The organism is Microbacterium sp. (assembly GCF_031180975.1).
Taxonomy (GTDB): Bacteria; Actinomycetota; Actinomycetes; order Actinomycetales; family Microbacteriaceae; genus Microbacterium.
On the sequence record NZ_JAPSLI010000004.1, the window covers coordinates 66,090 to 80,871 of the forward strand.

15 protein-coding genes and 1 tRNA gene are annotated in these 14,782 nt (G+C 69.8%); 10 read left to right on the forward strand and 6 right to left on the reverse strand.

Going from position 1 to position 14,782, the window contains the following annotated elements:
- Positions 1–58 precede the first annotated feature (58 nt).
- Positions 59–352 (reverse strand): hypothetical protein, encoded by a 294-nt coding sequence (locus RIF65_RS06890; protein ID WP_309065374.1) that lies wholly within the window; start codon positions 350–352, stop codon positions 59–61.
- Between the two features lie 97 nt (positions 353–449).
- On the opposite strand from RIF65_RS06890, the gene RIF65_RS06895 reads away from it, so the two are divergent.
- From RIF65_RS06895 to RIF65_RS06930, 8 genes are all read left to right on the forward strand, one after another.
- Positions 450–1,127, forward strand: a complete 678-nt coding sequence (locus RIF65_RS06895; RefSeq protein ID WP_309065375.1) for a winged helix-turn-helix transcriptional regulator — start codon at positions 450–452, stop codon at positions 1,125–1,127.
- A 51-nt stretch (positions 1,128–1,178) separates the two neighbouring features.
- On the forward strand, positions 1,179–3,344 hold the full coding sequence (locus RIF65_RS06900; RefSeq protein ID WP_309065376.1) for an RNA degradosome polyphosphate kinase: 2,166 nt from the start codon (positions 1,179–1,181) through the stop codon (positions 3,342–3,344).
- Positions 3,341–4,279, forward strand: a complete 939-nt coding sequence (locus tag RIF65_RS06905; protein WP_309065377.1) for an NUDIX hydrolase — start codon at positions 3,341–3,343, stop codon at positions 4,277–4,279. Before RIF65_RS06900 ends, RIF65_RS06905 begins: the two co-directional genes overlap by 4 nt.
- A gap of 155 nt (positions 4,280–4,434) precedes the next feature.
- Positions 4,435–5,538 (forward strand): phosphate ABC transporter substrate-binding protein PstS, encoded by a 1,104-nt coding sequence (locus RIF65_RS06910; RefSeq protein WP_309065378.1) that lies wholly within the window; start codon positions 4,435–4,437, stop codon positions 5,536–5,538.
- Positions 5,539–5,637: 99 nt separating this feature from the next.
- Positions 5,638–6,639, forward strand: coding sequence for a phosphate ABC transporter permease subunit PstC (pstC, locus tag RIF65_RS06915; RefSeq protein WP_309065379.1), 1,002 nt, complete (start codon positions 5,638–5,640; stop codon positions 6,637–6,639).
- 1 nt (position 6,640) lies between these two features.
- Positions 6,641–7,726, forward strand: coding sequence for a phosphate ABC transporter permease PstA (pstA, locus tag RIF65_RS06920; RefSeq protein ID WP_309065380.1), 1,086 nt, complete (start codon positions 6,641–6,643; stop codon positions 7,724–7,726).
- 28 nt (positions 7,727–7,754) lie between these two features.
- On the forward strand, positions 7,755–8,534 hold the full coding sequence (gene pstB, locus RIF65_RS06925; protein ID WP_309065381.1) for a phosphate ABC transporter ATP-binding protein PstB: 780 nt from the start codon (positions 7,755–7,757) through the stop codon (positions 8,532–8,534).
- A 205-nt stretch (positions 8,535–8,739) separates the two neighbouring features.
- On the forward strand, positions 8,740–9,579 hold the full coding sequence (locus tag RIF65_RS06930) for a type IV toxin-antitoxin system AbiEi family antitoxin domain-containing protein (protein ID WP_309065382.1): 840 nt from the start codon (positions 8,740–8,742) through the stop codon (positions 9,577–9,579).
- 90 nt (positions 9,580–9,669) lie between these two features.
- Here RIF65_RS06930 and RIF65_RS06935 read toward each other — a convergent pair whose 3' ends face one another.
- The 5 genes from RIF65_RS06935 to RIF65_RS06955 form a co-directional block, all read right to left on the reverse strand.
- A complete protein-coding gene (locus RIF65_RS06935; protein ID WP_309065383.1) occupies positions 9,670–10,551 on the reverse strand; it encodes an aminodeoxychorismate lyase in 882 nt (293 codons plus the stop codon).
- 170 nt (positions 10,552–10,721) lie between these two features.
- The gene (locus RIF65_RS06940; RefSeq protein ID WP_309065384.1) at positions 10,722–11,351 is read right to left on the reverse strand and encodes a DNA-directed RNA polymerase subunit beta; all 630 of its coding nucleotides are present in this window, start codon (positions 11,349–11,351) and stop codon (positions 10,722–10,724) included.
- 99 nt (positions 11,352–11,450) lie between these two features.
- Positions 11,451–11,522, reverse strand: a tRNA-Lys gene (locus RIF65_RS06945).
- Positions 11,513–11,923, reverse strand: coding sequence for a hypothetical protein (locus RIF65_RS06950; protein WP_309065385.1), 411 nt, complete (start codon positions 11,921–11,923; stop codon positions 11,513–11,515). Before RIF65_RS06950 ends, RIF65_RS06945 begins: the two co-directional genes overlap by 10 nt.
- A 145-nt stretch (positions 11,924–12,068) precedes the next feature.
- Positions 12,069–12,734 carry an IMPACT family protein gene (locus RIF65_RS06955; RefSeq protein WP_309065386.1) on the reverse strand — a complete coding sequence of 222 codons (666 nt, stop codon included), beginning with the start codon at positions 12,732–12,734 and terminating at the stop codon, positions 12,069–12,071.
- Positions 12,735–12,794: 60 nt separating this feature from the next.
- Here RIF65_RS06955 and RIF65_RS06960 point away from each other — a divergent pair, with 60 nt between their 5' ends.
- Both RIF65_RS06960 and RIF65_RS06965 read left to right on the forward strand, forming a co-directional pair.
- On the forward strand, positions 12,795–13,472 hold the full coding sequence (locus RIF65_RS06960; protein ID WP_309065387.1) for a response regulator transcription factor: 678 nt from the start codon (positions 12,795–12,797) through the stop codon (positions 13,470–13,472).
- A complete protein-coding gene (locus tag RIF65_RS06965; protein WP_309065388.1) occupies positions 13,472–14,770 on the forward strand; it encodes a sensor histidine kinase in 1,299 nt (432 codons plus the stop codon). Before RIF65_RS06960 ends, RIF65_RS06965 begins: the two co-directional genes overlap by 1 nt.
- Positions 14,771–14,782: the final 12 nt, after the last annotated feature.

Genomic DNA, 14,782 nt, shown 5'->3' on the forward strand with positions numbered 1-14,782 from the left:
CGCGACGAGGTCCATGGCCCCTACTCTAGTCGCTCCGACGGCGGCCGAGGCCGGTGGTTCAGACGGTGGGGACGAGCGCCGCGAGACCGAACGCGACGGAGATCAGTCCCATCAGCAGAAGAGCGCCGACGACGCTCCCCGCGACGCGGACGATGAAGCCCTGGGCAAGCCCGTACCAGAGCTGCACGGCGAAGGTCAGCAGCACGATGCCGCCGAACGCGATCAGCAGCCAGCCCATGCGCACCTGCTCGGGCAGCACGATCCCGAGGGTGATCGCCACGACGACCGACACGATCCACACGGCCACCACGCCGTGGAAGGCGTTGCGCGGAGCGAGAGCGGGTTCCGACATGCTGCCATCGTAGTTCCCCGCCGCGGCAGCCGGATGCCGGTGCGCCGCGTCCCGTCACGCACCGCGTGCACGGTGCCGCCGCCGTTAGCATTAGCGCGTGGTCGTGCTGCTGGCTCTCACCTCCTCTCCCGACGCGGAGCAGGTGCTTCCTGCGCTGAGCCTGCTGTCCCACAGCATCCGCCACCACCCCTCCGACCCGAGCCACCTGCTGTCGCTGCCCGAGGCCGACGCCATCGTGGTCGACGGGCGCACCGACCTGATCGGCGCGAAGGCCGTGTGCCGGCTGCTGCAGACCGCCGGCAGCGACGCACCCGTCCTGCTCGTCGTGACCGAAGGGGGCCTCAGCGCCGTCTCGGCCGACTGGGCGTTCGCCGATGTCATCCTCAACACCGCAGGGCCCGCCGAGGTCGACGCCCGCATCCGGCTCATCCTGTCCCGCGCGCAGGCGTCCGAGCCGGTGCGCGTGCAGGCGTCCGGCATCACGATCGACGAGCAGTCGTACTCGGCGAAGCTGCACGGCAAGCCGCTGGACCTCACCTACAAGGAGTTCCAGCTGCTGCACTTCCTCGCCACCCACCCATCCCGGGTGTTCACGCGAGAGCAGCTGCTCAGCGACGTGTGGGGCTACGACTACTTCGGTGGCACCCGCACGGTCGACGTGCACGTGCGGCGGCTGCGCGCCAAGCTCGGCGACGCCGAGCAGATCATCGGCACCGTGCGCAACGTCGGCTACCGGTTCAACCTCTACGACGACGACAGCCGAGCCGAGGAATGACCCGGCAGCGAGTTCACCCGCCGGACGGCTCGCGGTGCAAGGATGTACCCCATGATCGAACGCGCACTCTCCGACGCCGGCCTCGGTGACGCCGAAGACGACGACTTCGACGCCCTGGAATCGCCCGATCTGCTGCTGCCCGATCACCGCTACCACGACCGCGAGCTGAGCTGGCTGGCGTTCAACCAGCGGGTGCTGGAGCTGGCGGAGGACCCCTCGCTGCCGGAACTGGAGCGCGCGAACTTTCTGGCGATCTTCGCCAGCAACCTCGACGAGTTCTTCATGGTGCGCGTGGCGGGGCTCAAGCGCCGCATCGTCACCGGTCTCGCCGTGCCGACGAACGTGGGCAGGGCGCCCACCGACGTGCTCGCCGACATCTCGCGCGAGGCGCACCGCCTGCAGCTACGGCACGCGGACGTCTGGACCGAGCAGGTCAAGCCGGCGCTGGCGGATGCCGGGATCGAGATCACCGAGTGGGAGGACCTCACCGACGCCGAACGCGCGGCCCTGAGCGACTACTTCCAGGCGCAGGTGTTCCCCGTGCTGATGCCGCTCGCGGTCGACCCTGCGCACCCGTTCCCGTACATCTCCGGCCTGTCACTGAACCTGGCTATCCGCATCCGCAACGCCCGCACCGGCCGCCAGGACTTCGCCCGGCTCAAGGTGCCGCCGATGCTCCCCCGGTTCGTGGAGGTGCCGCGCTCCGGCGAGATCATGCGCTTCATCCGGCTCGAGGAGCTCATCGCCAACCATCTGGAGGATCTCTTCCCCGGCATGGAGGTCCTCGACCACCATGCGTTCCGCCTCACCCGCAACGAGGACGTCGAGATCGAGGAGGACGAGAGCGAGAACCTCATCCAGGCGCTGGAGGCCGAGCTGCTCCGGCGTCGATTCGGCCCGCCGATCCGCCTCGAGATCACCGACGACATGGATGACCTGACGCTCGAGCTGCTGATCAAGGAGCTCGACATCACCGAGAAGGAGGTCTACCGCCTCCCCGGCCCACTGGATCTTCGAGGGCTGTTCGACCTGTCGCGCATCGACCGCCCCGACCTGCGCTACCCGCCGCACCTGCCGACCACCGCCGTCGCCTTCCAGCCCGGCGACAGCAACGAGCGGCCGGACATCTTCAAATCGATCGGCAAGGCGGATGTGCTGGTGCACCACCCGTACGAGTCGTTCGCGACCAGCGTGCAGGCGTTCCTGGAACAGGCGGCCCGCGACCCGCAGGTGCTCGCCATCAAGCAGACCCTCTACCGCACCTCGGGCGACAGCCCCATCGTGCAGGCCCTGATCGACGCCGCCGAGGCCGGCAAGCAGGTGCTCGCCCTGGTCGAGGTCAAGGCGCGCTTCGACGAGGCCAACAACATCGTGTGGGCCCGCAAGCTCGAGAAGGCAGGCGTGCACGTGGTGTACGGCCTGGTCGGGCTGAAGACGCACTGCAAGCTCGCCCTCGTGATCCGCGAGGAGGAGGGCGTGCTCCGCCACTACTCGCACGTCGGCACCGGGAACTACAACCCGAAGACCAGCCGCATCTACGAGGACTTCGGACTGTTCACCGCCGACCCGCAGGTCGGCAAGGACCTCACCCGGCTGTTCAACGAACTCAGCGGTTACGCGATCGAGAAGAAGTTCAAGCGCCTCCTCGTCGCACCGCTGCACCTGCGCAAGGGACTGCTGCGGCACATCGACCGCGAGCGCAAGAACGCGGATGCCGGCAGGCCCGCGCACATCCGCATCAAGGTGAACTCGATGGTCGACGAGCAGATCATCGACGCCCTGTACCGGGCGAGCCAGGCGGGCGTGCGCGTGGACGTCTGGGTGCGCGGCATCTGCAGCCTGCGGGTGGATCTGCCCGGTGTGAGCGACAACATCACGGTGCGCAGCATCCTGGGCCGCTACCTCGAGCACTCCCGGATCTTCGCGTTCCACAACGACGGCGACCCGCAGGTGTTCATCGGCAGCGCCGACATGATGCACCGCAACCTCGACCGCAGAGTGGAGGCGCTGGTGCGGGTGGCGGATCCCGCGCACGTGCAGGAGCTGATCGAGCTGTTCGACCTGGCGATGGACGAGCACACCGTGTCGTGGCACCTCGGCCCCGGCGGCGAGTGGACGCGGCACGCCGTCGACGCGGCCGGTGAGCCGCTGACCGATCTGCAGGACCGGACCATGTCGGACGTGCAGCGCCGCCGCCGCAAGCGAACGGTCCGATGACCGACACCGCCGTCTACGCCGCGGGCGCGGTGGTCTGGCGCCTGGTCGAGGGCAGGTTGCGGGTGCTGCTGATCCACCGCACGAAGTACCGCGACGTCACCCTCCCGAAGGGGAAGGTGGATCCCGGCGAGATGCTCGCCGAGACCGCGGTGCGCGAGGTGCACGAGGAGACCGGCATCCGGGTGTCGCTGGGAGTGCCGGTGGGCGTCAGCCGCTACTGGATGCGCCCCAAGCGGCAGAAGGTGGTGCACTACTGGGCGGCGGAGGCGACGGAGGATGCGATCCGCGCCTCCACGTTCATCCCGAACGGCGAGATCTCCGGCGTGGAGTGGGTGAGTCTGAAGAAGGCCCGCTCCCGGCTCAGCTACCCGGTCGACGTGGAGATCCTCGACGCGTTCGCGGCGCTCGTCGACGACGGCGTGCTGCACACGTTCCCGCTCATCGCGCTGCGGCACGCGAAGGCGGTGCCGCGATCGGAATGGCGCGGAGCCGATGCCGCCCGGCCGCTGACCGAACGGGGACAGCGGCAGGCCAAGGCGATCGTCGGCCCGCTGCGCGCGTTCGGTGTGAAGCGGATCGTCACGAGCGACGCGGTGCGCTGCGTGGAGACGGTCGCCCCGCTGGAGAAGAGGCTGCGCCGGACGGCGCGGCGGACCCACGACATCAGCCAGGAGGCGTGGGAGGACGGCTCCGCCGACGTGCGCGCGGTCATCGGGCGGCGCGTGCGCGCCAGGAAGCCGGCGGTGATCTGCAGCCACAACCCGGTGCTGCCCACCATCGTGTCGGAGATCGCGCTCGCCACCGGCAGCCTCCGCGGCTCGTACGTCAACAGCGCGAGCGCGCTGGAGGTCGCCGGGTTCTCGGTCATCCACCTGTCGGCGACGAACCCCGGATCGGGGATCATCGCGATCGAGACCCACGAGCCGCGGGTCTGAATCTCTCAGTCTTCCCGCAGCAGCGCGAAGCGCGCTGTCCCCGATCCGTTCACCTTCCGTTCACCCACCCGGGAGAGTCTCGTTAACCGTCGCTCCTAGCGTCACTGTGTGCCCTGCACCGGGCCAGAAACCATCCCCGATCGAACGGATCCACAGTGAAGATCACCCGAATCGCCCGCATCGGCGCCATCGGCGCCGTCGCTGCTCTCGCCCTCGCCGGCTGCGCCGCGAACGAGGCCCCGGCCGGAGGCTCCGACCAGCCCGCCGCCGGCTCCGACCTCGAGGGCACGCTGAAGGCCACCGGCGCCTCGTCGCAGGGGTCCGCTCAGGAGGCGTGGGTGGCCGCGTTCCAGCAGGCCAACCCGGGCGTCACCATCAACTACGAACCCACCGGTTCCGGCACCGGCCGCGAGAACTTCCTCGCCGGCGCCAGCGACTTCATCGGCTCCGACCGTGCGTTCGACGACGAGGAGATGGCCGCGGGTGGCTTCCAGACCTGCGCATCGGATGCCATCGTCGAGGTGCCGCTTTACATCTCGCCCGTCGCCGTGGCGTTCAACCTCGAGGGCGTCGACTCGCTCAACCTCGACGCGAAGACCATCGCGGGCATCTTCGCCGGCACCATCACCAACTGGAACGACCCGGCCATCGCGTCGCAGAACGAGGGCGTGGAGCTGCCCGACCTGGCGATCTCGCCGGTGCACCGCTCCGACCCGTCCGGCACGCAGGAGACCTTCACCAAGTACCTCAGCGCCACCGCCGGCGACGTGTGGACCCACGAGCCCGCCGACGAGTGGCCGATCCAGGGCGGCGAGGCCGCGCAGGGCACCTCCGGTGTCGTGCAGGCCATCAAGGCCGGCAACGGTGCGATCGGCTTCGCCGACGCCTCGCAGACCGAGGGTCTCGGTCAGGTGCACGTCGGTGTCGGCGACGAGTACGTCGCCTACTCGGCCGAGGCCGCCGCCGCGCTGGTGGAGAACTCGCCGCTGGTCGAGGGCCGCGGCGAGGGCGACCTGGTCTTCGACGTCGACCCGGCCGCCGCTCCGGCCGGCGCGTACCCGATCGCCCTGGTCAGCTACCTCATCGCCTGCGAGGAGTACGAGGACCCGAACACCGCCGAGGTCGTGAAGGCGTACCTCGAGTACATCGCCAGCGAGGAGGGCCAGCAGGCCGCCGCCGACAACGCGGGCAGCGCCCCGATCTCGGAGGGCCTGCGCGAGAAGGCCCTCGCCGCCATCGACACCATCAAGGTCGGCTGATCCGCACACCCGACTGATTCCGATGCCCCCGCGTCCATCCGGGCGCGGGGGCATCGGAGGGTCAGCCACCACCCCGCCTGAATCCCGAAACAGGAGACCATGAGCACGACGACACGGCAGCCGGAGTCCGCCCCGTCTGCACCGCCTGCCCCCGCCTCGCGGCCTGCCCCGCCTGCCCCGATCAAGGCCAAGCAGCGTCTGGGTGACCGCGTGTTCTCCGGCACCGCTCTCGGCGCCGGCCTCATCATCCTCGTCGTGCTCGCCGCCGTCGCGACCTTCCTGATCATCCAGAGCCTGCCCGCGTTCGCGCCGGACACCAGCGACAACCACATCCTTGAGGGCCGCTCGTTCTGGTCGTACGTCGGGCCGCTCGCGTTCGGCACCATCTGGGCGTCGTTCATCGCCCTGGTGATCGCGACACCGATCTCCATCGGCATCGCCCTGTTCATCTCGCACTACGCACCCCGCCGGCTCGCCGGCGTGCTCGGCTACGTGATCGATCTGCTCGCCGCCGTGCCGTCGGTGGTGTTCGGCCTTTGGGGCGGCCTGGTGCTGGCGCCGCTCCTGCAGCCGGTCTACGCCTGGCTGAACGCCAACGCTTCGTGGTTCCCGCTGTTCGGCGGTCAGGTCTCCTCGACCGGCAAGACCATCATGACGGCGGCGCTGGTGCTCGCGGTCATGGTCATCCCGATCATGACCGCCATCTGCCGCGAGGTGTTCCTGCAGACCCCGAAGCTGCACGAGGAGGCCGCCCTCGCCCTCGGCGCGACCCGCTGGGAGATGGTGCGCATGGCGGTGCTGCCCTTCGCCCGCGGCGGCATGGTCTCGGCCGTGATGCTCGCCCTCGGTCGCGCGCTCGGCGAGACGATGGCCGTGACGATGGTGCTCTCGCCCTCGTTCGTCTACAGCTTCCTGGTGCTCACCGCCACCAACCCCACCCCGATCCCCGCGAACATCGCGCTCGCATTCCCCGAGGCGCACGGAACCGGCGTCAACACCCTGATCGCGACCGGTCTGATCCTGTTCGTGGTGACCTTCGCCGTCAACGCGGTGGCCCGCTGGATCGTCGCACGCCGCGCCGAGTTCTCTGGAGCGAACTGACATGACCACGCTCACCCCCACCGCGACGCGCAGCGCCGCCCTCACCTCCGGGCGCCTCGCGCGCTGGGCGCCCTGGGCGCTGCTGGCGGCATCCCTCCTCGTCTCGTTCACCGTCTTCGGGCTGACCGCCGTCGGCGGGGATCTCGCCGACTTCAACATCGCCGGCGCCACCATCGTGGGCGTCCTGCTGTACATGGTGCTGATCACCGTGATCTCGTCGATCGCCGAGAGCCGCCGCAACGCCGTCGACCGGTTGATGACCGCGCTGGTGGCGACCGCCTTCACGATCGCACTGCTCCCGCTGGTCTCGCTGCTGTGGACCGTGGTCGCGAACGGCATCCAGCGGTTCGACGTCGAGTTCTTCACCTTCTCGATGCGCAACATCGTCGGCGACGGGGGCGGCATCGTGCACGCCATCTGGGGCACGGTGCTGGTGACGCTCACCGCGACGGTGATCTCGGTGCCGATCGGCCTGATGACCTCGATCTACCTGGTCGAGTACGGCCGCGGCCGCATCGCGAAGGGCATCACCTTCCTGGTGGACGTGATGACCGGCATCCCGTCGATCGTGGCGGGTCTGTTCATCTACTCGGTGTTCGCGCTGTTCATCCGCCCCGGCATCTCGATGGGGTTCATGGGCGCGCTGGCCCTCGCCGTGCTGATGGTGCCGGTGGTGGTGCGCGGCAGCGAGGAGCTGCTGCGGATCGTGCCGAACGAGCTGCGCGAGGCGGCGTACGCGCTGGGGGTGCCGAAGTGGCTGACCATCCTGAAGGTCGTGCTGCCGACATCGATCGCCGGCATCACCACCTCGGTGATGCTCGCCATCTCGCGCGTGATCGGCGAGACCGCTCCCCTGCTGCTCACCGCCGGCTTCACGATGAGCCTGAACACGAACCTGGCGAACGGGCAGATGATGACGCTGCCGGTGTTCGCCTACAACCAGTACATGAACCAGGGCACGAACGCCGACGCCTCCGTCGCGCGCGCGTGGGCCGCGGCGCTGACGCTGATCCTCATCGTCATGGTGCTCAACCTGGTGGCCCGCCTGATCGCGAAGTGGTTCGCGCCGAAGACCGCCGGCCGTTGAGCCGCACCCGACCCGAAGGAACCCGAACATGTCCAAGAGCATCGAAGTCAACGACCTGAACGTCTACTACGGCGACTTCCTGGCCGTCGAGGGCGTCTCGCTCGACATCCAGCCCCGCAGCGTCACCGCGTTCATCGGCCCGTCCGGCTGCGGCAAGTCCACCTTCCTGCGCACCCTGAACCGCATGCACGAGGTCATCCCCGGCGCCCGCGTCGAGGGCGAGGTGCTGCTCGACGGCAAGGACCTGTACGGCCCCGGCGTCGACCCGGTGCTGGTGCGCCGCCAGGTGGGCATGGTGTTCCAGCGTCCGAACCCGTTCCCGACCATGTCGATCCGCGAGAACGTGCTGGCCGGTGTGAAGCTGAACAACGGCAAGATGTCCAAGAGCGACCAGGACGCGCTGGTAGAGAGGTCGCTGATGGGCGCGAACCTGTGGAACGAGGTGAAGGACCGGCTCGACAAGCCCGGCTCCGGCCTCTCCGGCGGTCAACAGCAGCGTCTGTGCATCGCCCGCGCGATCGCCGTGTCGCCCGAGGTGCTGCTGATGGACGAGCCGTGCTCCGCCCTCGACCCGATCTCGACCTATGCGATCGAGGAGCTGATCGGCGAGCTGAAGAACGAGTACACGATCGTGATCGTCACGCACAACATGCAGCAGGCCAGCCGCGTGTCCGATAAGACGGCGTTCTTCAACATCGCCGGCACCGGCAAGCCCGGCAAGCTCATCGAGTACGACGACACCACCACGATCTTCACGACCCCGAACGTGCAGGCCACCGAGGACTACGTCTCCGGCCGCTTCGGGTGACCTGGGGTTCCCGGGCCGTGTGACGGATCCCGGATGGGGTGATGCGGGGGCGGCGTGTCGCGAAGTGACACGCCGCCCCGGTCGTCCGTCGTCCGGGATCCGTCACACGGCATTCGTCCTGCACAGATCCGGTGTTGGAACCACCTCTTCACAGAAGCCGGGATGACGGGCCCGCGGCATCCGCCGCTCGGCCAAGGTTGGTGGCATGTCCGTCGCCGCCGCTCTAGCCCTGCTCGGCGGCGTGGCACGTACGGGCACCTTGAAAGAGCGCGGAATCACCGCCCGGCAGCTCGCGTCGGCCCTCGCAGACGGCAAGATCGTGCAGGTGCGCCGAGGCGTGTACGCCATCCCCGAGGCGCCCGACCTGGTGAAGCACGCGGCCTTCCACGGCGGCGTGCCGGCGTGTACCGACGCGGGGGCGGCCATGGGCCTGTGGATCCTCCGCAGCTCGGGCCATTGCGTCTGGCTGGGCCGGGCAGGTCAGCCGGGCGACGGATGCCAGGACTGCCGTATCCACTGGGATCGCGGCACGGCGGTGTTCGGACGGCTCCCACCTGTGCAGAACGTCCTGCTCCAGATCGCCACGTGCGAGGACGAGGAGACGTTCTTCGCCGCCTACGAGTCGGCACTGCGCTGGTCGAAGATCTCGCCCGGCGGCATCGCGTGGCTGTGGAGCCGGGTACCCGAATCCCTGCGCCGCCTGATGGGCATCGCCCGTTCCGACGCCGACAGCGGGCTGGAGTCGATCGTCCGGCTCCGTCTGCACCGGCTCGGTATCACGGTACGGACGCAGGTCGGCATCCCCGGCGTCGGCGAGGTCGACATCATGATCGGCGACCGCCTGCTCATCCACTGCGACGGGCGGGAGAACCATGAGGGCGAGGCCCGGCGCCACCGGGACCTCTGGCGGGATGCCGCGGCCGCCGCCCTCGGTTACGAGACGCTGCGCTTCGACTACGCGATGATCGTGCACGACTGGCCCCGTGTGGAGGCCGCGATCCTCGCCAAGATCGCCGAAGGCGCCCACCTCCGCACACCGGCGTGATGGATCCCGGACCGCTCGTTCCCCGCAGGGCGTGCCGCACCCGGACACGCCGGAGGCATTGCATCCGATCCGGGATTCGTCACCACCGACTCAGCGGGGCGACAGCAGGTAGTCGTTCAGCGACGCGGTGAAGTCGGGGTCGGTCGGCAACGGTACGCCGTCCACGGCCGTGATGGGCGCCGCCAGGCGGACGCTGGACACCAGCCAGGCGGCATCCGCCTTCGCCAGATCGGATGCCGACAGGGTGGTGTACTCGGCGTCGAAGCCCTGCTTCTCGAGGTGTTCGTACACGCTCAACTGGGTCGTGCCGTGCAGGATGCCGCCCGAGGGCGCCGGCGTGAGGAATCGGTCGCCGGAGCGGATGATGAGGGATGCCGTCGGCGCCTCCAGCACGTACCCGTCGCTGGTGACGAAGATGGCGTCGTCCGCGCCGCGGCGCCTCGCCTCGCGGAGCGCGGCCATGTTCACGGCGTACGACAGCGTCTTCGCGCCGAGCAGCAGCCACGGGGCACGCTCCCCCGCGCCCAGGTCGTACCCCCGGTCCAGGGTGACGACGCGGATGCCGTCGCGCCGCACCGCCGTGAAATCGGGCGCTCCTGCCGCGGTCGCCCACGCCGTGGGGGCCGGGCCGTGCTCGACGCCCCGGCTCAGGATGAGCTTGATGACGGACTCGCCGGGCCCGCATTCCCCGGCTGCCCGCTCCACGGCCTGGCGCCACTGCTCCAGGTTGGGGGCGGGGAGGTCGCACAGCTTCGCGGAATGCGCGAGCCGCTGCAGGTGCGGCTCGGTCTCCTGAGCGTGCCCGTCGATGACGCCGATCGACTCGAAGACCCCGTCACCGCGCTGTGTGCTGAGCTCGCCCACGCTGAGCGCCGGCGCCGACGGGTCCACCGCGGTGAAGGTGTCGGAGAAGTCGGTGCGGTCATCGGCGACGTCGGCCGGCACGATCATGAGGGCGAAACGCGGAGACATGGAATGAGCTTAGAGCTCAGGGGAATATCCCCGCGCGGCGCTTGTTACACTTGATCGGCCGGGCCGCATAACCCCGGGCTCCAACTTCTGCCGCTGCGAGCGGCCTTCCGCCGAGAGGCGTTCTTGCGGCCCGGTCTTTCCATGTCCGGCCTGGTCGCAGCCGCGCCCGCTCAGTTCAGCGCCCCGCGCCGCCATGCGGCGGCGGATGCGGCGAGGTCGTCGGCGTAGGTGCTGAGCCGCAGGGCACGCCGCGTCAGGTCGCTCGCCCGCCCGGGCTCCGTCGCCTCGTAGTCATCGGCGGTGTGCGTGGCACCGGAGGCCTGCACCCGACAGTAGGCCGCAGCACGGTCCAGCGCGACCGCGAAGTCTCCGCGGAAGACTCCGCGCAGGATCGTGTCGACCAGCGCCACCAGCTCGTCGGGACTCGCCGGCACGGGTGCGCCCGCGACCACGGCATCCGCCGACCCCAGCTCGACGCGGCCGCGCTCGTACAGCATCGCCGTGGCGGCGGCATCCGATCGGATCGAGATCTGCAGCAGGTACAGCCGCCAGAGCGACCCCGGAAGCGAACGCGCGGGCGCCTTGGACCACAGCTCCGCGATCTCGTCGATGCCGTGCTCGGCGGCGAACGCGATCAGCCGCTCGGTGCTCTCGCCGGTCTCATCACTGCGGGTGCGCTCGAGAAGAGCGGATGCCGTCGCATGCGCCACCCGGGATTCCTCGGCAGGATCCGCCGCTCCGACGAGGTTGTCGAACGACTCGGAGGGCCGGCGAACGGGGCGATGGAACTGCTCGGGCATCCATCAAGGCTACGCCCGCCGCGACATCACGACGATGTCGGTGGTGGCGGATACCGTGCTCGAGAGCACCTTGAAGAGGAGGCGCGTTGGACCACGAAGTGCCCCCGGGGAATTCCGACATCCCGACCCACCGGTTAAAAGCCGGTTGCTCTGCCTCTGAGCTACGGGGGCAGATGCCGGCAGAGAAACGATGCGGCACCTGCCAGCAGTTTAAACCACTGTCCGATTTCAACCGGAAGGCATCCCGCGCTGACGGACTCCAGGAGGTTTGCAAAGAATGCAACCGCGAGTCCTCCCGACAGTACTACCAGCGCAACCGGGAACATCACCTTGCAGTCATCCGGGCGCGTACTCGCGCGCAGCGCGCGAAGAGCCGGGAATTCATCGCGTCGTACCTCGCCGACCATCCCTGTGTGGACTGCGGAGCTAGTGACATCCGAGTGCTCGACTTCGATCATCGACTCGGGTGTGAGAAGAGGGACGGTGTCATGCAGCTGGTACGAAACGGTTTCAGCATCCGCGTGATCGTCGCCGAGATCGAGAAGTGCGACGTTCGTTGCCGCAACTGCCATGCCATCGCCACGTACAAGCGGATGGGGACTAACTGGCGTTCGCACGTCGCTCAGGAGGGGATCGGCGACCTCTAACGCGCTCGATATCACGGCCTCGCCATGCTGCCAGCCCTCTGCAACGTCGGCGCCGCCTGTGTCAACGACCTCACCGGCCGCGGGGCACGTCCACGACGCGCTCCCGGCCGGTGGGCGTCGCCGTCACCTCCCCCGCGCTCGCGGCGGACACCTCGGCGGCGAGCGCACCGAGCCGGGCGGGCGGCGTCCACACCGCGAAGGTCGCCTGCGCTCCGTACTCGGGCTCACCCAGCGCCGCGTCGTTCCCGGACGCCCACTCCCGCAACAGGTTGTCGAGCCGACCGGCATCCGCGTGCGACGCGACGATCACCGCCTCGGCCAGCATCCGACGGTCGACGAGGGATGCCAGATCCAGGGCTTCCGACACCGCCGAGGAGTACGCCCGCACCAGACCTCCGGCCCCCAGCTTCACGCCGCCGAAGTACCGCGTGACGATCGCCACCACGTCGGTCAGCCCGCGCCGACGGAGCACCTCCAGCATCGGCATCCCCGCCGTGCCCGACGGCTCTCCGTCGTCGGACGAGCGCGCACGATCTCCGTGCAGCCCTGTGACCTGCGCGCTGCAGTTGTGCCGAGCGTCCCAGTGCCGCCGTTTCACGTCGACGATGATCCCGTCCGCCTCCTCCGGTGACGTCACCGGCGCGACGTGAGCGATGAAGCGCGACTTGCGGATGACCAGCTCGTGCTCGACGGGCCGCGCGATGGTCGCGGGATGGCTGGGCTGCGACTCTGGCACCCGTCCAGGCTATGCGACCGCTTCAGTTGCGCTTCAGGCACGACCGGCCAGACTGGCAGGATGCGGATACTGCTCGTGGACGACGAGGTGCGCCTCGCCGACGGCATCCGTCGCGGGCTGGAAGCGGAAGGCATGGTCGTCGACGTCGCCCACAACGGCCCCGACGGGCTGGCGATGGGCACCGACGGCGACTACGACGCGATCGTGCTCGACGTGATGATGCCGGGCATGAGCGGCTACCGGGTGTGCCAGGCGCTGCGCGCCGACGGCGTGTGGACCCCCGTGCTGTTCCTCACCGCGAAGGACGGCGAATGGGACGAGGTGGAGGGCCTCGACACCGGCGCCGACGACTGGCTGACCAAGCCGTTCTCGTACCCCGTGCTGCTCGCCCGCCTGCGGGCGCTGGTGCGGCGGGGCGGACGCGAACGCCCCGCCACCCTGGAAGCCGGCGACCTGCGGCTGGATCCCGCCGCGCGCCGAGTGTTCCGCGGGGACACCGAGGTTCAGCTCACCGCCCGCGAGCTGGCTGTGCTCGACTTCCTGATGCGCCGCCGCGGGGAGGTGGTCACCAAGCGCGAGGTGATCGCCAACGTCTGGGGCGACGACTTCGAGGGCGATTCCAACATCGTCGAGGTGTACATCGGACACCTGCGCAGCAAGATCGACCGCCCGTTCGGGCGGGACGCGATCCAGACGGTGCGCGGCACGGGGTACCGGCTCGCGGCGGGCGGCGGCTGATGGCACGCCCGCGGATGCTGCGCTCGCTGCGCACCCGGATCACCGCCGGCGCCCTGATCGTCGTGGCGCTGGTGCTCGGCCTGGGCGCCGTGGCGACCGTGCAGCTGCTGGAGCGCTCGCTGACGGAGGGCGTGGAGGTCGCGCTCGAGCAGGACCTGGACAGAATCGGCGACCGCATGGGCGGCCGTGACCCGCGCATCGACGACATCGACGACGACGTGCTGGTGCGCGTCGACGGTCCGCGCCCAACCGTGAACGACGAGGACGCCGACCGGTTGCCGCGCGTACCGGAGGGTGAGCCGCACCGGGTGACCGTCGACGGCGAGGAGTACCTCGCCGCCTCCGAGGACGCGGACGGCGACCGCCGCCTCACCGTCGCCCGCTCACTCGAACACGTCCGGGATGCCGTCGGCACCGCCACCGGTCTGCTGGTCGTGGCCGTGCCGCTGGTGCTCGCACTCATCGGCGTGGTGGTGTGGACCGTCACCAGCCGTGCCCTCGCGCCGGTGGAGCGGCTGCGTCGTCAGGTGGACGAGATCGACGCCACCGGGCTGCACCGGCGCGTGGACGCGGGCGGCGACGACGAGCTCGGCAGCCTCGCCCTGACGATGAACCGGATGCTGGATCGCATCGAGCAGTCCCAGATCACGCAGCGCCGGTTCGTGAGCGACGCCTCGCACGAGCTGCGCTCGCCGCTGGCGACGATCCGGCAGCATGCCGAGCTCGCCGCCACGCATCCGGAGTCGATGACGGTCGAGATGCTGAGCCGCGTGGTGCGCGAGGAGGGCGCCCGCATGCAGGATCTTGTCGAGGGCCTGCTGCTGCTCGCCCGGCTCGACGAGCGCCGGCCGGGCCCCGGCGAACCCGTGGACCTGGACGACCTCGCACTGGCCGAGGTGCGCCGGCTGCGCGGCATGGGCGTCGCCGTCGACGGGCGCGGGATCGGCCCGGGGCGGGTGAACGGCAGCCCGACGCTGCTCGCTCGGGCCTTGCGCAACCTGGTCGACAACGCCGCACGGCACGCTGCGTCGCTCGTGAGCGTGCGGGTGTGGACGGATGCCGGACACGTGCACCTCCAGGTGGAGGACGACGGCGCCGGCATCCCGGAGGCGGAGCGCGAGCACGTGTTCGACCGGTTCACCCGACTCGACGAAGCCCGCGCGCGGGATGCCGGCGGGAGCGGCCTCGGTCTCGCCATCGTCCGCGAGATCGCGGCCGCGCATCACGGCACGGTCGGTGTGGACGCGGGCCCGGCGGGCGGCGCACGATTCACCCTGTCGCTTCCGGCCGGTTCCTGACGGCGTCCGGTT